This is a genomic window from Bombella mellum (genome assembly GCF_014048465.1).
Lineage (GTDB): Bacteria > Pseudomonadota > Alphaproteobacteria > Acetobacterales > Acetobacteraceae > Bombella > Bombella mellum.
Window position 1 is genome coordinate 231,828 of the sequence record NZ_PDLY01000001.1, and the last position, 24,026, is coordinate 255,853.

Genomic DNA, 24,026 nt, shown 5'->3' on the forward strand with positions numbered 1-24,026 from the left:
CTTATATAAGTAAACTCTATATCTGTGATTTTTTTTGCGAAAAATATTAAGTTAAAGCAACCTTGGTATAGAATTAAATTGTTTTGTTTTAGATATATTTAATCATGTCAGAAGGGTTCTATATTATGACAATTACTTCTCATTATTTCTGAGAAGTTAATGGGAGTGTTTTTATCCTGTTTAGAAAGAATGAGGCAGCCGCAGGGGCGATTCCGGGTCACGAATCGTCCCTGCTCCGGTTTCCGCCGGGTGGAGTCAGGCCTGTCCGCTTTCCGTTCCGCTGGAAGCCAGAAGCTGCGTGATCTGTTCTGGCGTGCCAATCAGGGCACAGGCGACGGGATGGGTCCTGTCCGCCACCAGAACGATGCGTGTCTCTGATGAGCTGGGGAAAAGGTCGGTCTCGACCGTGAAGACGGAAGCATCCTGCTTCCGCTGGGTTTCCGCCTCACGGGCGGCCTCGCCAAGAAGACGGCTGCTGATGCGTTCCAGCGCAGGGAGCAGGCGGCTGGCCGTCTGCTCCTCCGTTTCTGCCGGGCCATTTCCGTCATGGGCGGGGCGGCGGTGATGGGCGATCAGTTCATTCCATCCCGCACGGGTCAGGAAGCTGGGGATGCCCGTTTCTGGCGTTTCCCGTTCGGCCCGGAGGATGAGTCCATCCCGGGCCATGGTGAGAATGTCCAGCCTCGGCAGGCGGGAGGGATCAAGAGTTATGGCCATCAGATCCATTCACCGGAGCGCATGAGTGGCGTGCGCTGGCCATCCTTCAGGCCGTCAATGTCGATCCTGTCGGACCCGATCATCCAGTCGATGTGAATGATGGAATGGTTGGCGCCACGGGCGGCCAGCTCTTCTTCGCTCAGCCCTTCGGGGTTGGTCATGCACTTCGTGTAGGCCTGGCCGAGGGCGATGTGGCAGGCGGCATTCTCGTCGAACAGGGTGTTCTGGTACAGGATGCCACTCTGGGAGATGGGGGACGAGTGGGGCACGAGGGCGACCTCGCCGATGCGGCGGGCCCCTTCGTCACTGCCCAGAATACGCTGGAGCACATCCTCGCCCTTGCTGGCGTGGGCTTCCACGATGCGGCCCTTCTCGAAGCGGACCTGGATGCCGTCGATGAGTGACCCCTGATGGAAGAGCGGCTTGGTGCTGGAGACGGTTCCCTCCACACGGGCACGGTGCGGCGTGGTGAAGACTTCTTCCGTCGGAATGTTCGGATTGCAGACGACGCCGTTTCTGGCTTCTTCGGAGCCACCGGCCCAGAGGTGTCCATCCGCCAGCCCGACCGTCAGGTCCGTGCCCGGCCCGGTGAAGTGCAGGGCGTCGAAGCGGCGGTCATTCAGCATGGCGGCCCGGGCGTGGAGGGTCCTGTTATGGTCCGCCCAGGCCGCCACCGGGTCGGCCACGTCCACACGGGAGGCGTGGAAGATTCCGTTCCACAGAGCTGTCATGGCCTCGTCTTCCGGCAGGTCGGGGAAGACCTGCCGGGCCCAGGCTGGCGTGGCGCAGGCGATGATGTTCCAGTTGATGTCAAAGTTTGTGATCCGCTCCATGGCCGGGCGATAGGCCGTGGAGTTTGCCCGGCTGACACGGGAGATGTGATCCGGATTCTGGTCCTTCAGCAGGGTCGGGTTGCCCCCCGTGATGGCCATGCGGGCGGCTCCTCTGCCAAAGGCGTCCGCCATGCCGCTGGCCAGCCAGTCCGCTGCCGTGTCGAAGCTGTCTTCATGACCGTGCCGGAAGCGGGCCAGCGTGGTTTCATCGTCCTGATACAGGGTGGTGACCAGCGAGGCTCCGGCCCTGTACGCATGGGCCGTGATGTGCCGGATGAGGGGCACGGCCTCCAGCCCCGCCGTGATGATGAGCTGCTGGCCGGGCGTGATGTTCAGCCCCGTGCGGACGGAGACTTCGGCCAGACGGTCCAGAAGCCGGTCATGTGTGAAAGAGGATGTGGGCATGGGTCTGTCCTGTTAATTTGTAAAATGATGAGGGGGCTGACGTTTCAGTGGGGCAGGAGGTCATCCAGTGCGGCCAGCAGGGCGTCCATCTCTTCATCCGTGCCGATGGTGATGCGGAGCCAGTCGCTGATGCGGGGGCTGCCGCCCTGATGGCGGACGATGATGGCCCGTTCCCGCAGGCCGGTGAAAAGCGTGTCAGCCGGGCAGGACGGGTGATGGGCCAGAATGAAATTGGCCGTGGAGGGCAGGACCGTCATGCCACGTTCCCGCAGGGCTGTCACGGTGCGCTCCCGTGTGGCGATGATGCGGGTGGTGGTCCGTTCCAGCCACGCCGTGTCCCGTATGGAGGCTTCCGCCCCGGCCTGCGCTGGACGGGACAGCGGATAGGAGTTGAAGCTGTCCTTCACCCGTGTCAGCCCTTCCACCAGCTCCGCCGAGCCGATGGCATAGCCCACGCGCAGTCCCGCCAGACCGGAGGACTTGGAGAAGGTGCGGACGATGAGGAGGTTCGGATGACGCTGTGTCAGGGCCACGGCACTGGTCCCACCGAAATCGACATAGGCTTCATCAATGATGACGGTCTGGGTGGTGAAGCGTTCCAGAAGCCCCTCGATGGCTGACAGGGGCAGGCTGATGCCGGTATTGGCATTGGGGTTGGCGATTATGACACCGCCCGCCGGGCCGTCATAATCGTCCGGTGCGATGGTGAAATCATCCCGCAGGGGAATGGTACGGTAATCCAGCCCGAACATCTGGCAGTAGATCGGATAGAAGCCATAGGTCACGTCGCTGAACAGGACCGGTGCATCGTCACGGAAGAGGGCCCGGAAGGCATGGGCCAGGACCTCGTCGGAGCCGTTCCCGGTGAAGACGCATTCGACCGGAACTCCTTCCCGTTCGGCAATGGCCGTGCGCAGGGCCAGGGCCGTCGGGTCCGGATAGAGGCGCAGGTCATCATTCACGCTGGCCCTCATCGCTCCCAGCGCACGGGGAGACGGGCCGTAGGGGGACTCATTGGTGTTCAGCTTGACCAGATTGGTCATGCGGGGCTGCTCGCCAGGGATGTAGGGCTGGAGGTCGTGGACCTGCCGGTTCCAGAAGCGGCTCATGGGGCGGGGGTCTCCGCAAGGAGGCTGCCGAGGCCCTGCCGGTGGGCGAGGTCCCGGGCCGAAAGACCCTCGGCATCCCGTAGGTCGGGGTCGGCCCCACGGTCCAGCAGCAGGCGGGCCATGCCCTGTCGGCCGAACATGATGGCGAACATGAGCGGCGTGCGCCCGGCATGGTTGGCCCGGTCGATCTCCGCCCCACGGTCCAGCAGCATGCGGGCGATGGCTTCATAACCCTTGAAGGCGACACCGGAGAGGGCGGTGGCCCCCTTGGCGTCCGTTCCGTTCGGGTCAGCCCCGCTGTCCAGCAGCAGGCAGGCCGTGTCGAGCTGGTCGTTGTAGGTGGCGACGATCAGCGGGGTGTAGCCCCGGCTGTCGGCACAGTCCGCCGGCATCCCGGCCTCAAGAAACTGCTTGACCAGATCATTCTCACCATTGCGGGCCGCATCGATGAAGAGAACGGTGATCTGCTCCGGGGTGAAGGACATTTCGGGCTGCGTCATGGATGGGCTGCCTTTACGGTAAAGGAATGGTGTCAGAAGAGGCCACCGAATGTCCTGCCTGATGACGGTCAGGTCAAGGGGCGGTTTCCTGTGGTCTGCTGGATATGTGGTGCGGGGAGGGTGGATGGAAGAGGCCCTGCTGGCCGGAACTGGCTCCGGACTCTGACAGGTGTGGCCTGTCTGTGGAAGGGGCGCAGGAATTTTGCCCTTTTTGTCTGTTGAGCATTGCGTTCTTTCACAGGATAAGGCCAGTTGTGAAACATCCGGACCATTCCGGGCCGTGTTAAGGGGCACGGGCCTGGGCTGGGAGACCGGATGATTGTTTGAAGCGAGGACGTTAGATCAGTGAACAGTATGCTGTCGAAAATTAGCATAGACACGATCCGTACATTGGTGATGGATAGTGTAGAGCGCGCAAAGTCCGGTCATCCGGGTACCGCAATGGCTCTGGCTCCGGCCATGTATGCTTACTGGCAGTTTACGATGTATTATAACCCGGCCGATCCCTTTTGGCCGGGGCGTGACCGATTTATTCTGTCGGGTGGGCATGCGTCCATCCTTCTTTACGCCACGGTTTTTCTGGCCGGGGTGAAGGATGTGGAGAACGGGCAGGTGGTGGACCGCCCCGCCCTGACGCTAGAAGACCTGAAAAATTTCCGCCGTTTTGAGTCCCGCACGCCGGGTCATCCCGAATATGGCCTGACGGCCGGTGTGGAGATCACGACCGGGCCGCTGGGGCAGGGATGCAGCAGTGCCGTGGGCATGGCCCTGGCCGGGCGGTGGCTGGCCACCCATTACGGGCGGCCGGGGTTCGACTTGTTCGGGTATCATGTCACCTCTTTCTGTGGGGACGGAGACATCATGGAGGGCGTGTCCGCCGAGGCCGCCTCTCTGGCGGGTCATCTGAAACTGGGGAACCTGACATGGGTCTATGACAGCAACCGCATTTCCATCGAAGGCTCCACGGACGTGACCTTCACGGAGAATGTGGCCATGCGGTTTGAGTCCTATGGCTGGCAGGTGCTGGAAGTGGAGGACGGCAATGACGTTCCGGCCATCTGCGAGGCCCTGAAACAGGGACGGGAGGAAACGTCACGTCCGACCCTGATCATTCTCAGGACGGTCATCGGCTATGGTGCACCGGGCAAGGCGGGTACGGCCTCCGCTCATGGTGAGCCGCTGGGTCGGGAAGAGCTGCTCGGTGCCAGGAAGGCCTATGGCTGGCCCGATGATGCTCCGGATTTCATGGTTCCGGATGGCGTGCAGGAGCATTTCGAGGAGCTGGCCGGGCAGCGTGGCCGCAGGGCGCAGGCGGAGTGGGACAGGCAGTTTGCCGCCTACTGTGCGCAGTACCCTGAAGAGGGTGACGAGCTGCGGCACATCTTCGCAGGGACCCTGCCCGAGGGCTGGGAACGTGACCTGCCCGTCTATCCGGCGGATGAGAAGGGACTGGCCTCCCGGCAGAGTTCCGGTGAGGTGCTCAATGCCGTGGCGTCCCAGTTCCCGTGGCTGGTCGGTGGGGCGGCGGACCTCGCCCCATCCACCAAGACGCTCATCAGGGGGGCACGGTCGGTGCAGGCTCCCTCGAACATGGTGCAGGAAGGGGGCGGCTATGATGGCCGCAACATGCATTTCGGCGTGCGTGAACATGCGATGGCCGCCATCTGCAACGGCCTTGCCCTGAGTGGCCTCAGGCCCTTCTGTGCCGGGTTCCTGATCTTTTCGGATTACATGAAGCCCGCCATCCGTCTGGCCGCCCTGATGCACCTGCCGGTGATCTATGTCTTCACGCATGATTCCATCGGCGTGGGGGAGGATGGGCCGACCCATCAGCCCATCGAGCAGCTTGCCCAGTTCCGGGCCATGCCGGGCCTGACCATGCTGCGTCCGGCGGATGCCAACGAGGTGGTGGAAAGCTGGCGTGTGGCCATGCAGCACCGTGCCGGCCCCGTGGCCCTGGCCCTGACACGCCAGAACCTGCCGACGCTGGACCGTACCCGCTATGCCCCGGCGGATGAAGTGGCCCGTGGGGGCTATGTCTTGGCGGACTGCGAGGGTGAGCCGGAGATACTGCTCATGGCCTCCGGGTCGGAAGTGTCGCTCGTGGTCGGAGCCTATGAGCGGCTGATGGCCGAGGGTGTCCGTGCCCGTGTGGTCTCCATGCCCAGTTTTGACCTCTTTGATGGTCAGGACAGGGCCTACCGTGACGCTGTCCTGCCACCTTCTGTCCGTAGGAGGGTTGGTGTAGAGATGGCCTCCGGTTTCGGCTGGGACCGTTATGTGGGGCTGGACGGGGTCGTGATGGCCATGAACAGCTTCGGTGAATCCGGGGCTGCGGCGGAACTCATGGCGAAGTTCGGCTTCACGGTACAGGCCGTTTATGAACAGGCCCGCCAGCTGCTACACCCGGCTGCGGACTGACTGGAGAGGAGTAGGGGATCATGGAGAGCACTCTGCCGGAGACACCGCTGACCCGTCTGGCCGATTATGGGCAGTCCATCTGGCTGGATTTCATCCGGCGGGATTTCATCGAGGATGGGCGTCTGGCTGCCATGGTGAAGGAGGACGCCCTGAAGGGGGTGACCTCCAACCCGGCCATATTCGAGCAGGCCATCGGGCACGGTGCGGAATATGAGGAGGCCGTCCAGGTCCTCCTGTCCAGAGGCAGCCTGACGGCAGGTGAACTCTATGAGACCCTGGCGGTCGAGGACATCCGTCAGGCCTGTCAGGTCCTCCGTCCCGTCTTTGACAGGACGGAAGGGCGGGATGGCTATGTCAGTCTCGAGGTCTCGCCCTATCTGGCCTATGACGCCGAAGGCACGCTGGCGGAGGCCCGTCGCCTCTGGCAGCAGGTCGGGCACCCTAACGTGATGATCAAGATTCCGGCGACGGAGGTGGCCATTCCGGCCATCGAGCAGGCCACTGCCGAGGGCATCAACGTCAACGTCACGCTGCTTTTTGCGCTGGGCCTGTATGAGAAGGTTCTGGACGCCTATCTGCGGGGGCTGGAAGCCCGGGTGAAGGCGGGGCAGCCCGTGGCGCATGTCGGCAGTGTCGCCTCCTTCTTCGTCAGCCGGATCGACGGGCGCATTGATGGACAGATCGACCGCCGGGTGGCCGCCGGGGACCCGGAGGCGGAGGCCCTGAAGGCCCTGCGGGGCCGGGTGGCCATCGCCAATGCCCGCATGGCGTACCAGCATTATCTCAGCGTCACGGAGAGTCCCCGCTGGCAGGCACTGGCGGCGAAGGGGGCGCAGACGCAGCGTCTCCTCTGGGCCAGCACCAGCACCAAGGACAAGGCCTATCGTGACGTGCTGTATGTGGAAGAGCTGATCGGCGAGGACACCGTCAACACGCTGCCCCCCCGCACGCTGGAGGCCTTCCGGGATCACGGAATTCCTGAGGCCCGCCTGAAAGGGAATGTTGAGGAAGCCCGCAAGATTCTGACGGAAGCGGGGCGATTGGGGCTTGATCTGGACGCCGTGACCACCACCTTGTTGGAAGAAGGGGTGGCTGCTTTCGAGGTCGCTTTTGATGGATTGCTCGGTGCGGTTGCGGCCCGCCGGGAAGCTGTTTTGGGGGAACGTCTTATGCGAGTATCCTTGGCATTATCGGATGAGCTGGAAAATGCCGTTGTCGCTGCCGGCAAGAGCTGGAGCCGGGACGGAAAGGTACGACGCCTCTGGGACCGTGATGCGTCCGTCTGGACCGGCGGACCGGAAAGCCGGTGGCTCGGCTGGCTGGATGTCGTCCGGAATGGCCGTGCCGCCCTGGCCTCCTATGAGGCCCTGGGCCGTGAGGTGAAGGAGCGTGGCTACAGCGACGTGCTGCTGCTGGCCATGGGCGGGTCCAGCCTCGGGCCGGAAGTGCTGGAGGAGACCTTCGGCCAAGTTGCCGGTGGGCCGAAGCTGCATGTTCTGGACAGCACGGACCCCCAGCAGGTGGCCAGCTTTGGCAGGGCCATCGACCCTGCGAACACGCTGTTCATCGTGTCCAGCAAGTCCGGCAGCACGCTGGAACCGAACATCCTCTTCGCCTATTTCTGGGATCAGGCGGAAAAGGCTCTGGGCCGCAGGCCCGGTGACCGTTTCATTGCCGTGACGGACCCCGGTTCGTCCCTGGAGACCGTGGCCAGGGAACATGGCTTTGCCCACATCTTTCACGGCAACCCGGAGATTGGCGGGCGGTATTCCGTCCTTTCCGCCTTCGGTCTCGCCCCGGCCGCTGCCGCAGGGTATGACGTCCGTGCCCTGCTGGACAGCACGCAGCTGATGATCGAGGCGTGCGATGCCTCCGTTCCCCCCGTGACGAATCCTGGCGTCAGTCTGGGGCTTGCCCTCGGTGTGGCGGCGACCAGCTTCCGGCGGGACAAGGTCACTTTCGTGGCCTCGAAGAAGATCGCGTCCCTGGGGGCATGGCTGGAGCAGCTTCTGGCCGAGAGCACGGGCAAGAACGGCACGGGCCTGATTCCGATTGATGGTGAGGAGCTGGGTGCGCCGGATGTTTACGGTGACGACCGTGTGTTCGTCGAGCTGCGTCTGGGCCATGAACCGGTCAGCCCGGGGCTGAAGGCCCTGAGGGAGGCCGGACATCCTGTCATCACCCTGCATCTGGAGGATGTCGGGCAGATCGTGCAGGCATTCTTCGTGTTCGAGTTTGCCACGGCCGTGGCCGGGTCCGTTCTGGGAATCAATCCGTTCGACCAGCCGGACGTGGAGTTCAGCAAGGTCGAGACCCGCAAGCTGACGAAGGCCTATGCCGAGACGGGCCAGCTGCCGGAGGAGAAGCCCTTTGCCGAGGATGGCAGCCTGTCCTTCTATGCGGATGAGCGCAACCGTGAGGCTCTGGGCGGCGGCAGTGCAGAAACCATTCTGAAAGCTCATTTTGACCGTGTGGGCAAGAACGACTATATTGGCCTCCTGGCTTATATTGAGCGGAACAGAGCTCATATCGCCTGGGAGCAGACGGTGAGGACAGAGTTGAGGGACCGGCTTCATGTCGCAACGGCGGCGCAGTTTGGCCCACGTTTCCTTCACTCTACAGGCCAGGCTTACAAGGGAGGCCCGGACAGTGGCGTCTTCTTGCAGGTGACGGCCGATGATGCGGCCGACCTGCCCATACCGGGGCACGCTTACAGCTTTGGTGTCGTCAAGGCCGCCCAGGCCCGGGGCGACTTCGACGTTCTTGCCTCCCGTGGACGCCGTGCGCTGCGCGTGCATATTGCCGGTCCTCTTCAGGCCGGGCTGGACCGTCTCGCTCAGCTGGTGACAGATAGTGTAAAAGGAGCTTGAGGATGCGTATCGGAATTATCGGACTTGGCCGCATGGGTGGCAACATTGCCGTCCGTCTGACCCGCAAGGGGCACGATGTTGTCGCGTTCGACCGGACACCTGCTGTCACCGAGAAGATCGTCGCACGGTCGGAGAAGGGCCGTGCCAGGGGGGCTGCGACCTTCGAGGAAATGGTCGAGCTTCTTTCCGGTGAGGAGCGGCGTGTCATCTGGGTCATGCTGCCAGCCGGTAAGGTGACGGAAGACTGCATCCAGAAGCTGGCCCCTCTGCTGGGCAAGGGTGACATCATCATTGATGGTGGCAACACTTATTACAAGGAAGACATCCGTCGGGCGAAGGAACTGGCCGAACGTGGCATCGACTACATCGATGTCGGCACGTCCGGTGGCGTCTGGGGGCTGGAGCGTGGCTACTGCATGATGTATGGCGGCGAGAAGCACGCTGCGGATTATGTGGACCCCATTCTGGACGCTCTGGCGCCGGGCATGGGCGACGTTCCCCGTACGCCGGACCGTGAGGATGATGGCCGTCATGACCCTCGGGCCGAAAGGGGATATCTTTACTGCGGTCCGGCCGGGGCCGGCCATTTCGTGAAGATGATCCATAACGGCATCGAGTACGGCATGATGCAGGCCATCGCCGAGGGCTTCGATGTTCTGGCCAGCAAGAACTCCGAGAAGCTGCCGGAGAACGAGCGTTATGACCTGCATCTGGCGGACATTGCCGAGGTCTGGCGTCGTGGCAGTGTCGTGTCCTCCTGGCTGCTGGACCTGACGGCCGAGGCCCTGGCCCGCTCCGGCGATCTGAACGAGTTCAGTGGTGAGGTGCAGGATTCCGGTGAGGGCCGCTGGACGATCGAGGCCGCCATCGAGGAGGCCGTGCCCGTTCCGGTGATGACCGCAGCCCTCTACACCCGTTTCCGGTCCCGCACCGGCAACAATTTTGCCGAGAAGGCCCTGTCCGCCATGCGGTATGGCTTTGGTGGTCACACCGAACGCAAGAAATAAGCTGTCCTGAAAGACTGGGGGATGCGGTAGGGGGCCGCACCCCGCTCTTCTCCCGGAGAGGGAGAAAGAGAGACATGACAGAAACATCCCCACCCATCAGACTGGTGCTGTCCGACATGGATGGCACCATTCTTGATTCCGACAGGAGCATTTCTGCCGGAACATGTGCCGCCGTGAGACGGCTTGAAGAAAAAGGCATGGCCCTGGCCCTTGTCAGTGCCCGCATTCCGGCGGCTGTCCTGCCATATGTCCGTCAGCTCGGGCTGAAAGGCCCGTGTGCGGGGTTCAATGGCGGAGTCTTCTTCATGCCTGACGGTACCATCCTGAAAAGTCATCATTTCGTGACGGAAGACCTCGTGGCCATCATGGAGGCTCTGGCGTCCCTCCCTGTGGAGGTCTGGTGCCAGACGGAACGGGAATGGCTCCTGCGTGACGGGCGGACGAAGCTGGCCCTGCGGGAGCAGGAGCTGACAGGTATCACCCCGAGGGAAGTACCGTCCCTTCCTGTTCGGTCAGGGGAGGTGAACCGCCTGATCGTCTGTTCTGACGATACGGTCCTCATCGCCCGGCTGGAAACGGAACTGGCGGAACCTTTCGCAGGGCGGGCCAGCATGTTGCGGTCGGCTCCGCATAAGCTGAACATCACACCGGCCAGAGCCACGAAGGGTGAGGCCGCGGCGGAGCTGGCCAGACTTTACGGCGTGACACCGCAGGAAGTGGCCGCTCTCGGTGATGCTCCCAATGACGTGCCGATGCTGAGGGCGGCCGGCATGGGAATCGCCATGGGGCAGGCTCAGGATTCCGTGAAGAGGGAAGCCACCCATGTGACCGGAAAACCTGATGAAGGTGGCTGGGCATACGCAGCCGAGACGTTCATTATACCGGCAGGCCCCTGCTAGCCAGGGGCGATGAAGTGATTCGGAGGGTACGGGTATGACGACAGACATGCGCCATGCGATTGTGGATGTTCTGGAGACTGCAGATGCGGTGGCCATGAGGATGGCCGAACTGTTCATCAGGACAGTGAAGGAAAAGGCTGAGGGCAAGGCGCGGATCGCCCTTTCGGGCGGGTCCACGCCCAAGAAGCTGTTCACCATTCTGGCCCGTCCCGACATGGCCGGGCAGGTGGACTGGTCCCGTGTCGAGCTGTTCTATGGTGACGAGCGTTATGTGGCGGAAGGCCATGCGGACAGCAACCATGCCAGTGCCCGGGAGCTCCTGCTTTCCAGGGTTTCCATTCCGGCAGGGCAGGTCCATCCGATGCCGACGGCCACGACAGCGGCCGAGGATGCCGCCCGCTATCAGGGCACGCTCCAGAAATCCTATGGGGCGACGGAGCTGGAGCCGGGCCGTCCCCTGTTCGACCTTGTCATGCTGGGGCTGGGGACGGATGGCCACACGGCGTCCCTGTTCCCGGGAGAGCCTGTGCTGGATGAGAAGACGGCCTGGGTTGGTGTTGCCGCCCCCAGCACGGCCCCGCATGAACGCCTGACGCTGACCTATCCGGCCATCGCCTCCAGTGCTCTGGTCGTCTTCCTTGTCACGGGGGAGAATAAAGTACCAATGCTGGCCCGTTTGCGTCAGGGTGATGGCAGCATCCCATCAGGGCGTATTGTTTCCGAGGGGAAAATACTGATACTGGCGGACAGAGCTGCTGCTGGAGAGCTTTCATGAATGTAGATGACTGTAAACGTGCTGCTGCCCATCTCGCTGCAAGTTTCGTCAAGCCAGGAATGGTTGTCGGACTGGGAACCGGGAGCACTGCGGCATTCATGATCGAAAGGCTCGGTGAGCGTGTCGTGAAGGAAGGGCTGGACATACAGGCCATCCCGACCTCCGAGGAATCGACAAGGCTCGCCCGTGCAGCAGGAATTCCGATCACGACGTTTGCAGATCATTCAGCGGTCGACATCACCATTGATGGTGCGGATGAGGTGGAACGCAGGACACTTCATCTCATCAAGGGGCTGGGGGCTGCGCTGCTGCGTGAGAAGATTGTTGCTCAAGCGTCACGACGTTTCGTCGTGATCGTGGACGTGACCAAACCGGTTGACCAGCTTGGCCAGCGGGTGCCCGTGCCGGTGGAGGTTGTTCCATTCGGTTACGAGGCAACGGCAGCACGCCTGGAGGCCATGGGGGCCGACATCATCCGCCCCCGCAGACTCCTCACGGGTGAGCTGCTGACTACCGACAACGGGAACAGGATACTTGATTGCGCTTTTGGTCCGATCAGTGACGTGCAGGCTCTTGCGGCACGGCTTGACGGCACTGTGGGCGTGGTGGAGCATGGGTTGTTCCCCAATATGGCAACCGACGTGCTGGTTGCCACTGAACGGGAGGTTGAACAATGGACGCCATGACAGAGAAAGAAGCCGCCAAGGCAGCATCTGGTATTGCTCCGCATTACATTGTGGTGATGGGTGTTTCCGGTAACGGTAAGACCACTGTGGCCGAGCTTCTGGCCAAGAGTCTTGGCTGGCCGTTTCAGGAGGGTGATGACCTGCATCCCAAGGCCAACGTGGAGAAGATGCGCAACGGCCACCCGTTGACGGATGAGGACCGTGCCCCCTGGCTGGAGCTGTGCCATGACTGGCTGGCCAGCTGCGCCGAGAAGGGAACCGGTGCCGTGCTGACATGCTCTGCCCTGAAGAAGAAATACCGCAATGCTCTGGCCAAGCATATCCCGGTTCAGTTCGTCTATCTGAAGGTGGACCCTAAGATCATAGAGGACCGGCTGAAGCACCGTACCGGCCACTACATGCCGCCTTCCCTGCTGCCGAGCCAGCTGGCCACTCTGGAGGAGCCGACCGATGACGAGCCTGTCATCCGTGTTCCCGGTGATGCCACGCCGGAGGAACTGCGTGACCGTGTGATCGCCCGTCTGCGTGTCGTTCCGCCGCCGCAGGTGGTGGACTGAGACAGGTCCGCCTGCTGAAGGCATGAATGATGGCGGGGCCTGTCCCCGCCATTTTTTATGGGTCGTCCGTGTCCTGTCTGGCCGCCCTGGTGGGAGGCCGTCAGGATGTCACAGGGTGGCTGCCGTCTGCCAGCCCGGGCCGATGATGGCGACACGGCGGTGGCGGCCCGTGCCCTGGAGGATGATGGCCTCGCATTTTTCAAGATAGGTGAGCTGCCGCCGTGCCCGGCCCAGAGAATGCGTGCCATAGGCCCGGGCCAGCGCAGCGTCGTCGGGGCAGGGTTTTTCCTGCATGGCGGCGTGGGCCAGCAGGAAATAGACGGGCTGCATGTCATCGGGCAGGCGGCTGGCCCGCTGCTGGATGTCCTGCCACTCCTCGCTTTCGGCCTGTTCACGGGTGATGCCACAGCGGATGGTGCTCAGCATGGTCTGAAACTGGGGCATGGTCAGGATGTTGCGGGAGAAACCCGCCAGCCGTGCCCGCATCTGGAAGTCCTGATACAGGGTGGCCAGTGGGCGGTAGGCTGCATCCTCATCCTGTCCGGCCTCGGCGACCAGGTCCCACAGGGTGTCCGGGTCCGGTGCCTCCATCTGCTGGGCCTGCTGCTGTTCCTGCGCCTCCCGGGAGGAGCCGTAGGCATCCAGCTGGGCCAGGAGGTCCGGCTTGGGAGCTGCCGGTTCCTTGCGGGGACGGGGAGCGGGTTCCGGCGGGGCCTCGAGAATGAGGTCCCGCAGTTCCTCCACGGGAATGTTGGGCTGTTCCAGCGGCGTGAGGGCGGGGCCACCGGCATGGCTGGCCGTCTCGACGGGACCGATGGTGACATGCTGGGGGCGGCGGGCAAGGGCAGGCCCCAGGGCCATGAACTGCCCTCGGGAGAGGTCCCGGAAGCCTTCGGCCGCCCGACGGTCCATCCCCAGCAGATCGGCTGCCCGGGCCATGTCGATGTCCAGGAATGTCCGGCCCATCAGGAAGTTGGAGGCCTCTGCAGCGACATTCTTGGCCAGCTTGGCCAGACGCTGGGTGGCGATGATGCCCGCCATGCCCCGCTTGCGTCCACGGCACATGAGATTGGTCATGGCATTGAGCGAGAGGCGGCGTGCCTCGTCGGACGTGTCCCCCCCGGCGATGGGGGCGAAGAGCTGCGCCTCGTCCACCACGATAAGGACCGGGTACCAGTAGGCCCGTGGGGCCTCGAACATGCCGGTCAGGAAGGCCGCCACGGAGCGGAGCTGACCTTCCGGCTCGCTCTGTTCCAGATTCAGCACGACGGAGGCCCGGTGCATCCGGACACGTTCTCCGGCGGTACGCAGGCTGGCTTCCGACTGCGTGTCCGTTTCTATGACGAGGTGGTCATATTTTTCAGCCAGGGTGACGAAGTCCCCTTCCGGGTCGATGATGACCTGCTGGACGAGGGTTGCGCTCTGCTCCAGCAGGCGGCGGAGCAGGTGGGACTTTCCGGAGCCGGAATTGCCCTGCACGAGCAGGCGTGTCGCCAGCAGTTCGGGCAGGTCGACATGGGCATTCTCGCCACGGGCCGTGGTGCCAAGAAGAAGGGGGCCGAAATGTGATGAACTCATGGCTTCATCTTACCGGTCAATGGATGTGAGAGCCAGTGATGAACGCCGTCCGCACAGTGACGGGCGGTGGAGAAACAGGCCTGGAGCAGATATCCCCCCGTGGGGGCGTCCCAGTCCAGCATCTCACCACAGGCGAACAGGCCGGGCTGGTGGCGGAGCATGAAGGTCTCATCCAGAGCGTCCCGTTTCAGCCCCCCGGCGGTGGAAATGGCCCTGTCCAGCGCAGCGGGAGCCACGAGGCGCAGGGGAGCCTGCGTGACGGCCCGTGTCAGCTCGTCAGGCGTCCGGGCCTCCGGGCAGAGCTGGGAAAGCAGCTCCCGCATGGTACGGTCCAGCCCCAGAGCCTTGCGGAGCCTGTTGCTCCGGCTTTCATGGAGACGCTGGCGGGCGAGGCGGTCCAAGATGCGGGACGGTTCCAGGGTCGGGCGCAGGTTCAGGCTGACGGTCACGGCTTTTTCACCCGGCTGGGCCAGGGCCTGCCGGAGGGGAGCCGACAGGGCGTAGAGGGGGGCCCCTTCCAGCCCCCGTTTCGTGATGATGAGATCGCCACGGTGCGTCTGGTCCGCAAGACCGAGCGTGATGCCCCGCAGGGTCGCTCCTTCATGACGGAGCAGGAATTCTTCCGGCCAGTCCGGCATGAACCCGCAGTTGGAAGGGGCGAACGGAGCGCAGCGGTCGGGCAGCAGGGCCGCCCATTGCCCGTCACTGCCCAGCCGTGCCCAGCTGCCGCCGCCCAGGGCGAGGATGACCGCACGGGGCGTATGGTGGACGGAACCTTCCGGTGTCCGGAAGGTGAGGGACAGGCCCTGCATTCCTGTCAGCCTGTGGCGGGGGAAGAACCTCACGCCCTGTTCCTGGAGGCGGGCCAGCCAGCGGCGCAGCAGGGGGGATGCTTTGAGGGATGTCAGGAAGACCCTGCCGGAACTGCCGGTGAAGCAGGGTTCGCCCAGCCCTTCCGCCCAGTGACGAAGGGCCTCGGGCGGGAACTGGCGGATGGCGGGTTCCAGCCAGTCCCGTGCCGTGCCGTAACGCTGGAGGAACTGTTCCAGCGGTTCGCTGTGGGTGAGATTCAGGCCGCTGCGGCCCGCCATGAGGAATTTCCGGCCCGGTCTGGCCATGTGGTCGAACAGATGGACCTCATGACCTTTCCGGCTCAGGCATTCGGCGGCGAACAGTCCGGCCGGACCGGCACCGATGATGGCGATGGGGGGTGGCTGTGCCGTGCTGGTGTCAGGCATGGGCAATCCGTCCGGGCTGCATGATCTGTGGGAGTGAGCTGTTGTTAGCCTGTTCCGGCCCGTCGGGGAAGACGGGAGCGGGGCGCAGGCTCCTCATATGGTGTCCCGGCGGCAGACACGGTATGGAAGGCGGGTGGCCGCCAGACGGTCATCCAGAGAAAGGAACGGTATGAAAATCTGCACCACGGTTCAGGAGATGCGGCAGGCACGGGCACGGCTTGGCAGCGTGGGGTTCGTTCCGACCATGGGGTTCCTGCATGAGGGGCATCTCTCGCTCGTCCGCCGGGCCAGGGAGGAAAACGAGGCGGTCGTCGTGAGCCTCTTCGTCAATCCCATCCAGTTCGGGTCTCCGGATGATCTGGCCAATTATCCCCGTGCGCTGGAGCGGGACATTGCCCTGCTGAAGGAGGAGGGCGTGGCCTGTGTTTTCACTCCCGAGGCGGCGGGGTTCTATCCGGAGGACTTCGCCACGCAGGTGGATGTGGGTGGCGTGGCCCTGGAGCTGGAGGGGCCGTCCCGTCCCGGCCATTTTGCGGGTGTGGCCACGGTGCTGGTCAAGTTCTTCAACATCGTCCAGCCGCAGCGGGCCTATTTCGGGCAGAAGGATGCGCAGCAATGTGCGGTCGTCCAGCGTTTCGTGCGGGACCTGAACATTCCGGTGGAAATCGTCACGATGCCGACATGGCGGGAGGCGGACGGTCTGGCCGGGTCCAGCCGCAACAGCCGCCTGACGGAAGCGGAGCGGCACCGGGCACCGGTCCTGCATCAGGCCCTGTGTCGTGCCCGTGATCTGGCACGGGCTGGCGAGCGCAGGCGTGTGGTGCTGGAAAAGGCCATGAGGGAGGTGCTGGCGCAGGCCGGGCTGACGGACATCGACTACGTCACCGTCGTGGACCCCGGAACCTTTCAGGCCAGGGATGTGGTCCCGGATGATGCGCTGGCCCTGCTGGCCGTGAGGCTGGGAGCCGTGCGTCTGATCGACAACCTGCCTCTGGGCTGAAAAGCACTGGAGCCGGATGCAGTAATCCGCATGAAGACGGTCTGTTTTACAGGTGAATTCTTTTCCGGGAAACAGGGCTGTATTTGTCCTGTTACTGGAGGTGATGTAGTTCAGGACAGGCCGTCATCTTGACCCATGCATGACAATACATGCTGGCATGTCGGGAAATGCTCTGATGGCTCTGGTCAAGTCACGGTCAAGGGCGTAGCGTGACGGGGTAATGAGCCATTTACAGAGGCTTGTAAGGAGATATCGAGCATGGTTGCGAAGACCCCACGCACTGTTTCTGCCCCCAAGAAATTCATCATCGGTACGGGCCTGTTGGCCCAGATGCATGACTATGTGAAGGATTTCGGCGACAACGCTTTCATCATCAGTGATGAGTTCTTCGTGGAGCGTGTGCAGAAGGAATCCGTCGCAGGGCTGGAGAAGGCAGGGCTGAAGGGCACGGCCGAGAAATTCGGCCGTGAATGTACGGATGCCGAGATCAAGCGTCTTGGGGAGCTGGCCAAGAAGCACGGTGCCAATGTCATCGTGGGCATCGGTGGCGGCAAGACGCTGGATACCAGCAAGGCCGTGGCGCATTATTACAAGCTGCCGCTCATCCTTTATCCGACCATCGCCTCCACCGATGCCCCCTGCATTGCTCTGGCCGTCATCTACACGGAGAAGGGCGAGTTCGACCGCTATCTCTTCCTGCCGCAGAATCCTGATGTCGTGGTGGCGGACACGGGCGTGATCGCCGGGGCACCGGTCCGCTTTTTCGCCGCCGGTATCGGTGACGCCCTCTCCACCTATTTCGAGGCCCGTGCCTGCTACCGGTCCGATGGGGTGAACCTCTCCCGCAAGCGTCCGTCCCGCACGGGGCTTGGTCTGGCCCGCATGTGCTATGATCTGGTCTGTCAGAACGTCGATCTGGCCATGGATGCCGTCCGCAACAAGGTGCCGACCCGTGCGCTGGAAGAAATGGTCGAGGCGACCATCTATCTCAGCGGTACCGGTGCCGAGACGGGCGGTCTGGCCGCAGCCCATGCCGTGCATAACGGCATGACGGTCATTGAGGACCTTCATCATGCCCAGCATGGCGAGAAGGTGGTCTTCGGCCTGATGACCCAGCTTGTGCTGGAGAATGCTCCGGAGGCGGAAATCGAGGAGGTGCTGCGTGTCGTCCGGGCAGCCGGCCTGCCGATGACCCTTAAGGAGCTGGGGGTCCGGGAATTCGTGGAAGCCGACTGGCGCAAGGTGGCGGAGATCGCCTGCGACAAGGATGACACGATGGGCAACCTGCCCTTCAAGGTCACGCCAGATGATGTCTACCATGCCATGGTGGCGGCCAACGCTCTGGGTGAGCGGTACCGTGCAGCCCATCAGGACTGAGGCGGACTGACCGGAAAAGAGGCCCGGGGCTGCGGCTCCGGGCTTTTTTTATGTTTTCTTAATCATTAGAACGTGGAGGCAGTTCAGGCCGTTGCAGGAGAGTCGCAGGTCATGCCCCACAAGGTTGCCGTCATCGTCAGGACGAAGAACCGCCCCCTGTTTCTGGCCCGTGCGCTGGAATGTCTGGAACGGCAGAGCTTTCAGGGGTTCCGGCTTTATGTCGTCAATGATGGCGGGGACCCTGATGAGGTCTTCCGGGTCCTGTCCATGTATGGCCCCCGTGAGGAGGACCGTGTCGTGCAGGTGGACCTTCCCCTTTCAGGCGGCAGGGCGCAGGCCATGAGCGTTGGCCTGGGGCTGGTGAAGGAAGACTACGTCCACATCCATGATGATGACGATACGCTGGAGCCTGACTTCTATGCCCGCACGGTCGCCTATCTGGATGGTGACGGGGCGAAGACCTTTGCCGGGGTGACGACCAGCAGCTACGACATTGTCGAGCACATGAAGGACGGGGCCATCGTCTTTGACAGACGGTTTGACACGTTCGGCCGGAAGGAAGGGTCGATCATGGATTACGGCCAGTTTCTGGCCCATGTCTCCCTGCTTGCGCCGATAGCTACCCTGTTCCGTCGTTCAGCCATTGCCGGGTCCAACGGGGTGGATACGACCCTGCCCTATGTCGAGGACCAGGATTTTTTCCAGCGGCTTATGATGGCGGGGGAAGTGGGGATCATTCCGGATTTTCTGGCCAACTATCATCAGAGACCGCTGGTGACCGGTGGCCCGGAGGACAAGAGCGAGGCCGAGTTCGATTACGACGCCATCGTGGCCTACACGAATAACGTCCTGCGGGAGGCGATCCGGGGCAGGGGGAAGATGCGGGACTTCCAGGCGGCCTTCATTCACGGGGCCAGGCAGGGGCACAGCCAGACGGCCCCCATCGCCCGGCAGGCGGCCCAGCTTCAGGAACAGTGCAGCCGCCTGACGCAGGAGGTTGGCGAGCTGCGGCAGGACCTTGGCCGCCTGTCCCGCTTCATGGTGCAGTTTGCCGACAGGCTGGAGAAACGCTGAGCCTTTCCTTCGGCCCCTTACCGGAGGATGAACTCGCCCAGCAGTTCCTTGAGCTGCCGGGTGCGCTGGGCCATGTTGGACGTCGCTGCGGAGGTCTGTTCCACCATGGCGGCATTCTCCCGGGTGCCCTGATCGATGGTGACGACGGCCCCGTTCACGTCCCTGAGGGCGGAAGCCTGCTCCGACGTGGCCTTGGAGATCTCCGTGAGATGCGTGCCGATGTTGGCCACGCTGGAGATGATGGTGTCGATGGCCTCGCTGGCATCCTTCATGATGGCGGAGCCGGAGCTGACATGGGTCTGGGATGTGGTGATGAGGTCTTTCACCTCCTCCGACGCATCGCCGACCCGGTTGGCCAGCTTGCGGATTTCCTGCGCCAGAACACGGAAGCCGCTGCCCGCCTCACCCGCATGGGCGGCTTCCACGCCCGTGTTGAGGGCCAGAAGGTTGGTCTGCGTGGCGATGTTGGAGATGACGTTGGTGATCTTGTTGACGGCCTCGGCAGAGCGTTCGATCTCCTCCATGGCGGTGGTGGCACGGCGGATCATGGTGCCGAAACGCTCCGTGATGGTCTGGCACTCGGCCACGAACCGGGTGGCCTCACCGACACGGGATTCCGTGGAGGTGACGGTGGCCGTGATCTGTTCCACGGCTGCGGCCGTCTTTTCGACGGAGGCCGCCTGCTTCTCGGTGCGCTGGGCGAGGTCCTGTGCGGCACTGTTGATCTCGTCCGCCGTGTTGTCGATACTTTCCGTCGCCTCGCTGATGGCGTGCAGCGTCTGGCACAGGGAGGAAATGGCGTGGTTCAGGTTGTCCCGCATGGGGAGATAGGTGGTGGGGAAGTCCCCCTCGACGGTATGGGACAGGTCCTTGCCGGCGAGGGCATCAATGATGCGGCCAAAGCGTTCCGTGACGAACTGGCGTTCCTTCTCGATGGCCTCGTCCAGCTTGGCCATTTCCTCCTTGTTGAGCTTCTTGGCCTCATCAATGTAGATGGAAATGGTAAGGTCCATGTCCAGGAACACGGCTTTGCAGAGGCTGGCAAGGGATTCCGTGAGTTTGGAGAAGGACATCCTGGGGGGCATGAGCGGCATGGGAGGAGCCAGCTGGGCCGTGACGTCATGGATGATGGAGGCCAGCAGCAGGGCGTAGCCGCTGATGTACCAGCGGGGTTCCAGCCCGATCATGGCGTGCGTCCGGCCGATGCGGCGCACGGTATTGGCATATTGCAGGCCGAAATTGGCGGAGGAGATGCTCTTCCAGTAGCCAAGCTGGGCATTCTTGGCCTGCTGTATGTGGGCCTCCGAGGAGAAGAAGGCCTTTGTCCTGGGTTCCCGGCGGACGGTGTCGTAAAAGGCGTCTAGTGCCTTGGGCAGGGCCCTGTTGACGTAGGCTTCGATACGGCGGATGGCCAGACAGTCATGCTCTTCCAGCTGGAGGAAGTGCAGCCGTGATTTCAGGTCGTCAATGTCCTCAAGGGTTTCCCCCGGGTTTTTTATGATGGCTGAAAATTTGGACATGGTGGCCTCGCAAAGTCTTTACATCATGCGATGGGATACGGGGAACTGAAGTGTCTTGAAAAGTCTTGTGGCCATTTTGATGTTTATGAAGCATTGCATTTAGCCAAACTTTAACATGAAAAGAAATCCATTCCTGATTTTTTAAGTATTTATCAAGGACATGTTGACCATTTACATGTCGTGTTCATCGAGAGTCTCCGGCAGGAGGAAGCTATGGACGGGCATGGGCCTCTTTATCTGCCGCGTAACCTTTCAGGACGGACCTGCAATGGCGGAACGGACGGAGATGTTGTATCATGTTACGATTTTGTAACGTGACCTCATCTTCCGGTGAGCATCCTTAATTTTTCCAGCATTCGGAAGGAAAAACAGCCTGTTATTCGGCCGTGCCGAGGCCTAGGGGTGAGGGCGGGGGGGATGTGCGGCGCAGTGTATTTTGATAGGATATAGCTTGGCACATTTTTCATCCAGGAGGACGCCATGGCCACAACCGCCAAAATCAGTATTACTCTTGACCGTTCCAAGATGCTGAATTTCAACTCATCCATGTATGGGCCTGAGTTCCTCGAGCGTATCTTGGAGGCTGTCCAGAAGGTGGCTCCTGAATCCTATCAGGTCCAGGCCAACTTCGGGTCCGACATCGCCACGGTGGAGGTCACCACGACGGAGGACGTGGAGGAATTCCCGGACATCTCGCAGGTCTATGCCGCCATCCGGAAGACCTATGAGGACTGGAACCACGCCGTCCGCCAGATTGATGAGGAGAAGCTGGCCGATCTTCCGTTCGCCAAGAATCAGCAGCTGATGAAGACGGAAGAACATCGTGGCGAGGGTGAGCCGTCCGACCGCTTCCTCGTCATCGACGTCCATTATGACGATGAAGGCTTTGTCGTCTACGAGATCGAAAAGCTGGATCATGAAGGCAGGCCGCTCCCTGAGACCCGGGAGGCCGTGTCCCTCGAATATCTGGAAGAAATTTTCACGGAAGTTAAGTGAGGCAGCGGGGGAGCCTCACGGTCCGCCGCCGCCGGTGAGGCTCCCCCATGATTTGGCCTAGGGAGGAAAGGTCACTGACATGTTGCGGTTTTTGTCTCATGAATTGTCGCAGCTTTTTGCCCAGGCCCCGGAGCTGGCCTTTTTCCTCTCCATAGGCTTCGGATTCTGGGTCGGGCGCATCAGGATCGGTGCGTTCCAGCTGGGTGGTGTTGCCGGTTCGCTGCTGGTGGCGGTGCTGCTGAGCCAGTTTGGCGTGCATGTCGGCTCCATTCTCAAGGACGTCCTGTTCGTCCTGTTCATCTATGCCGTGGGCTATGAGAGTGGCCCCGGCTTTTTTCGCTCCCTGGGGCGGCAGTCCCTGCGGGAGATCGCACTGGCGGTCATCATGGCTGTCAGTGCGTTCGTGACAGTGGTCGGGGTGGGATGGGGTTTCCATCTGGACAAGGGGACGGTGGCCGGTCTGGCGGCAGGGGGACTTACACAGTCCGCCATCATCGGCACGGCCTGTTCCGCTCTGGAGAAACTGGGCCTGCCCGTGGCACAGGTGCAGCAGATGCAGGCGGATGTCGCCGTCGGCTATGCCGTGACCTACATCTTCGGGACTATCGGGACCATCATTTTCTGCACCGACATCCTGCCGCTCTTCATGCGCCGCAAGATGCGGGATGACGCCGTGGCGGCCGATGAGGCCGCACCCGGAGAGAGCACGGAGGGAGAGGTCTCATCAGCCCTGTCGGGTGATCCCTCCCCGCAGGTGGTCGTCCCCGTGGTGACGGACCTTGTCTACAATATGCTGGGCGTGGCGTCGGGGCTGCTGGTCGGTCTCGTGGCCGTCCAGCTGGGGGGTGTGTCCGTGACACTTGGCAGTGGCGGAGGAGCGTTGCTTTCCGGCCTGCTGTTTGGCTGGTGGCACGGGCGGCATCCCGGTTATGGGGACATGCCTTCATCCGTCTGTGCTCTCTGGGGCAATTTCGGTCTGGCTGGGTTCGTGGTCGTGATGGGCCTGCAGACGGGCGGGAAGGTCGTGTCCGCCATCGCCCAGCATGGTCTGGCCCTTCTGCTGCTCGGCGTGGTGGTCACTCTCGTGCCGCTGGTGGTGACGACCCTTGCCGGACGGTTCCTGCTGGGCTATCGCAATGTTGCTCTTTTTGCCGGAGCCTTGGCGGGTACCCGCAGTGCCAATCCGGCACTTGGTGAGATTCTGGCCAAGGCTGGCAACAGCAGCCCCACCATTCCCTTCGCCATCACCTATGCTGTGGCCAACGTGCTGTTGACCTTGCTGGGGCCGCTTATCGTGGCGTTTGTGTAAGAAAAGGTTTCATTCATGACCATCCGAGACACCCTGAACAGTCTGAAGTCCCATGCGGGGGCGCAGCGTTGCCTGAGGACGGCCTGGTCCGCCCTCCGGGTGCTGCCGCTGGGGGCCGGGCTGATGACGGTTCAGCCGGCCTCGGCTGGTGAAGGGCAGGCAGCGGCGGGTCTGCCCCGCGTGCTCGTCCTTGCCACGGGTGGAACCATTGCGGGGAAGGCCGACCCACGCTCTGCCATCGGGTATGATGCGGGGTCTGCCACGGGGCAGCAGCTTGTGGAGGCCGTGCCCGGGGTGGACAGGCTGGCCCATCTTCAGGTGGAGCAGATTTCCAACATTCCATCCCAGGACATGAACCATAAGGTATGGTTCCGTCTGGTGGAACGGATCAACACGGCCTTTGCCCGTCACGAGGCTGATGCGGTGGTCATCACGCATGGTACGGACACGATGGAAGAAACGGCCTTTTTCCTCGACACCGTTCTGCATCATGAGCAGCCCGTGATCCTGACGGGGTCCATGCGGCCCGGTTCGGCCATCAGTGCGGATGGCCCCGCCAACCTCTATGAGGCCGTCAAGGTGGCGGCAAGCCCGCAGGCCAGGGGGCGTGGCGTGCTGGTGGTGCTGAACGACACCATCCATGCCGCCCACTGGGTCAGCAAGGCGGACAGCACGGCCCTCCAGACATTCGTGTCCCGCAATGCGGGACCTGTCGGGATCGTGGATCCGGCCGCCGTACGTTTCTACGGCCCGGCCCGTGTCCGCCTTGCCCTGCCGCTGCCTGCCGGTGAGCAGCTTCCGGCCGTGGACGTGATCTATGCCCATGCGGACATGGATGGCCGCCAGATCGATGAGTCCGTCCGGGCTGGCGTGAAGGGGCTTGTCATCGCCGGCATGGGTGATGGCAACGTTTCGGCTCCTGCCATGCAGGCCCTGGACAGGGCCGTGAAAGCGGGTCTGGTGATCGTGCGGTCCAGCCATGTCGGAGACGGCTTCGTGAACCGCAACGTGGAAGTGGATGATGACGCCCATCACTTCGTGGCGTCCTATGACCTGAACCCGCAGAAGGCCCGTCTGCTGCTCCAGATTCTTCTGGCCGGTGGCGTGCAGGATGTGGCGGCCGTGCAGCAGGCCTTCGCCTTCGGGTACTGACCG

The 24,026-nt window shown here is 62.6% G+C and carries 20 protein-coding genes; 13 read left to right on the forward strand and 7 right to left on the reverse strand.

Annotation, left to right across the window (positions count from 1 at the left end):
• Nucleotides 1–255: 255 nt before the first annotated feature.
• The 4 genes from CPA56_RS01040 to CPA56_RS01055 are packed head-to-tail and all read right to left on the reverse strand — an operon-like array spanning nucleotide 256 to nucleotide 3,564.
• Nucleotides 256–717: a hypothetical protein gene (locus CPA56_RS01040; RefSeq protein WP_182040197.1), complete on the reverse strand. Its 462-nt coding sequence runs from the start codon at nucleotides 715–717 to the stop codon at nucleotides 256–258.
• Nucleotides 717–1,955, reverse strand: coding sequence for an aminopeptidase (locus tag CPA56_RS01045; RefSeq protein WP_182040198.1), 1,239 nt, complete (start codon nucleotides 1,953–1,955; stop codon nucleotides 717–719). Before CPA56_RS01045 ends, CPA56_RS01040 begins: the two co-directional genes overlap by 1 nt.
• A gap of 44 nt (nucleotides 1,956–1,999) precedes the next feature.
• On the reverse strand, nucleotides 2,000–3,064 hold the full coding sequence (gene hisC, locus CPA56_RS01050) for a histidinol-phosphate transaminase (RefSeq protein WP_182040199.1): 1,065 nt from the start codon (nucleotides 3,062–3,064) through the stop codon (nucleotides 2,000–2,002).
• On the reverse strand, nucleotides 3,061–3,564 hold the full coding sequence (locus CPA56_RS01055; RefSeq protein ID WP_182040200.1) for an ankyrin repeat domain-containing protein: 504 nt from the start codon (nucleotides 3,562–3,564) through the stop codon (nucleotides 3,061–3,063). The genes hisC and CPA56_RS01055 overlap by 4 nt, the downstream gene beginning before the upstream one ends.
• Before the next feature lie 354 nt (nucleotides 3,565–3,918).
• Between CPA56_RS01055 and tkt the strand changes: the two genes are divergently transcribed.
• From tkt to CPA56_RS01090, 7 genes are all read left to right on the forward strand, one after another.
• On the forward strand, nucleotides 3,919–5,985 hold the full coding sequence (gene tkt / locus CPA56_RS01060; protein ID WP_182040201.1) for a transketolase: 2,067 nt from the start codon (nucleotides 3,919–3,921) through the stop codon (nucleotides 5,983–5,985).
• 20 nt (nucleotides 5,986–6,005) lie between these two features.
• Nucleotides 6,006–8,855, forward strand: coding sequence for a bifunctional transaldolase/phosoglucose isomerase (locus tag CPA56_RS01065; protein ID WP_182040202.1), 2,850 nt, complete (start codon nucleotides 6,006–6,008; stop codon nucleotides 8,853–8,855).
• A 2-nt stretch (nucleotides 8,856–8,857) separates the two neighbouring features.
• Complete coding sequence (gene gnd, locus CPA56_RS01070; RefSeq protein WP_182040203.1) at nucleotides 8,858–9,862, forward strand: phosphogluconate dehydrogenase (NAD(+)-dependent, decarboxylating); 1,005 nt, start codon at nucleotides 8,858–8,860, stop codon at nucleotides 9,860–9,862.
• 74 nt (nucleotides 9,863–9,936) lie between these two features.
• Nucleotides 9,937–10,761 (forward strand): HAD family hydrolase, encoded by an 825-nt coding sequence (locus CPA56_RS01075; protein ID WP_182040204.1) that lies wholly within the window; start codon nucleotides 9,937–9,939, stop codon nucleotides 10,759–10,761.
• 34 nt (nucleotides 10,762–10,795) lie between these two features.
• On the forward strand, nucleotides 10,796–11,536 hold the full coding sequence (gene pgl, locus CPA56_RS01080; protein ID WP_182040205.1) for a 6-phosphogluconolactonase: 741 nt from the start codon (nucleotides 10,796–10,798) through the stop codon (nucleotides 11,534–11,536).
• Nucleotides 11,533–12,222 (forward strand): ribose-5-phosphate isomerase RpiA, encoded by a 690-nt coding sequence (rpiA, locus tag CPA56_RS01085; RefSeq protein WP_182040206.1) that lies wholly within the window; start codon nucleotides 11,533–11,535, stop codon nucleotides 12,220–12,222. Before pgl ends, rpiA begins: the two co-directional genes overlap by 4 nt.
• Complete coding sequence (locus CPA56_RS01090) at nucleotides 12,219–12,779, forward strand: gluconokinase (protein ID WP_229707254.1); 561 nt, start codon at nucleotides 12,219–12,221, stop codon at nucleotides 12,777–12,779. The genes rpiA and CPA56_RS01090 overlap by 4 nt, the downstream gene beginning before the upstream one ends.
• 108 nt (nucleotides 12,780–12,887) lie before the next feature.
• Here the strand turns inward: CPA56_RS01090 and CPA56_RS01095 are convergent, their stop codons facing one another.
• Both CPA56_RS01095 and CPA56_RS01100 read right to left on the reverse strand, forming a co-directional pair.
• A complete protein-coding gene (locus tag CPA56_RS01095; protein ID WP_182040208.1) occupies nucleotides 12,888–14,357 on the reverse strand; it encodes an ATP-binding protein in 1,470 nt (489 codons plus the stop codon).
• Nucleotides 14,354–15,595, reverse strand: coding sequence for a TIGR03862 family flavoprotein (locus CPA56_RS01100; RefSeq protein WP_182040209.1), 1,242 nt, complete (start codon nucleotides 15,593–15,595; stop codon nucleotides 14,354–14,356). Before CPA56_RS01100 ends, CPA56_RS01095 begins: the two co-directional genes overlap by 4 nt.
• A 169-nt stretch (nucleotides 15,596–15,764) precedes the next feature.
• Between CPA56_RS01100 and panC the strand changes: the two genes are divergently transcribed.
• The 3 genes from panC (at nucleotide 15,765) to CPA56_RS01115 (ending at nucleotide 19,046) form a co-directional block, all read left to right on the forward strand.
• A complete protein-coding gene (panC, locus tag CPA56_RS01105) occupies nucleotides 15,765–16,595 on the forward strand; it encodes a pantoate--beta-alanine ligase (protein WP_182040210.1) in 831 nt (276 codons plus the stop codon).
• 258 nt (nucleotides 16,596–16,853) lie between these two features.
• The gene (locus CPA56_RS01110) at nucleotides 16,854–17,972 is read left to right on the forward strand and encodes a glycerol dehydrogenase (protein WP_182040211.1); all 1,119 of its coding nucleotides are present in this window, start codon (nucleotides 16,854–16,856) and stop codon (nucleotides 17,970–17,972) included.
• Between the two features lie 111 nt (nucleotides 17,973–18,083).
• Nucleotides 18,084–19,046, forward strand: coding sequence for a glycosyltransferase family 2 protein (locus CPA56_RS01115; RefSeq protein ID WP_182040212.1), 963 nt, complete (start codon nucleotides 18,084–18,086; stop codon nucleotides 19,044–19,046).
• Between the two features lie 17 nt (nucleotides 19,047–19,063).
• Here the strand turns inward: CPA56_RS01115 and CPA56_RS01120 are convergent, their stop codons facing one another.
• Nucleotides 19,064–20,566, reverse strand: a complete 1,503-nt coding sequence (locus CPA56_RS01120; protein ID WP_182040213.1) for a globin-coupled sensor protein — start codon at nucleotides 20,564–20,566, stop codon at nucleotides 19,064–19,066.
• A 480-nt stretch (nucleotides 20,567–21,046) separates the two neighbouring features.
• On the opposite strand from CPA56_RS01120, the gene CPA56_RS01125 reads away from it, so the two are divergent.
• From CPA56_RS01125 to CPA56_RS01135, 3 genes are all read left to right on the forward strand, one after another.
• The gene (locus tag CPA56_RS01125; RefSeq protein ID WP_182040214.1) at nucleotides 21,047–21,562 is read left to right on the forward strand and encodes a hypothetical protein; all 516 of its coding nucleotides are present in this window, start codon (nucleotides 21,047–21,049) and stop codon (nucleotides 21,560–21,562) included.
• A 79-nt stretch (nucleotides 21,563–21,641) separates the two neighbouring features.
• Nucleotides 21,642–22,871: an aspartate-alanine antiporter-like transporter gene (locus tag CPA56_RS01130; protein ID WP_182040215.1), complete on the forward strand. Its 1,230-nt coding sequence runs from the start codon at nucleotides 21,642–21,644 to the stop codon at nucleotides 22,869–22,871.
• A 15-nt stretch (nucleotides 22,872–22,886) separates the two neighbouring features.
• Nucleotides 22,887–24,023: an asparaginase gene (locus tag CPA56_RS01135; protein WP_182040216.1), complete on the forward strand. Its 1,137-nt coding sequence runs from the start codon at nucleotides 22,887–22,889 to the stop codon at nucleotides 24,021–24,023.
• Nucleotides 24,024–24,026 lie beyond the last annotated feature (3 nt).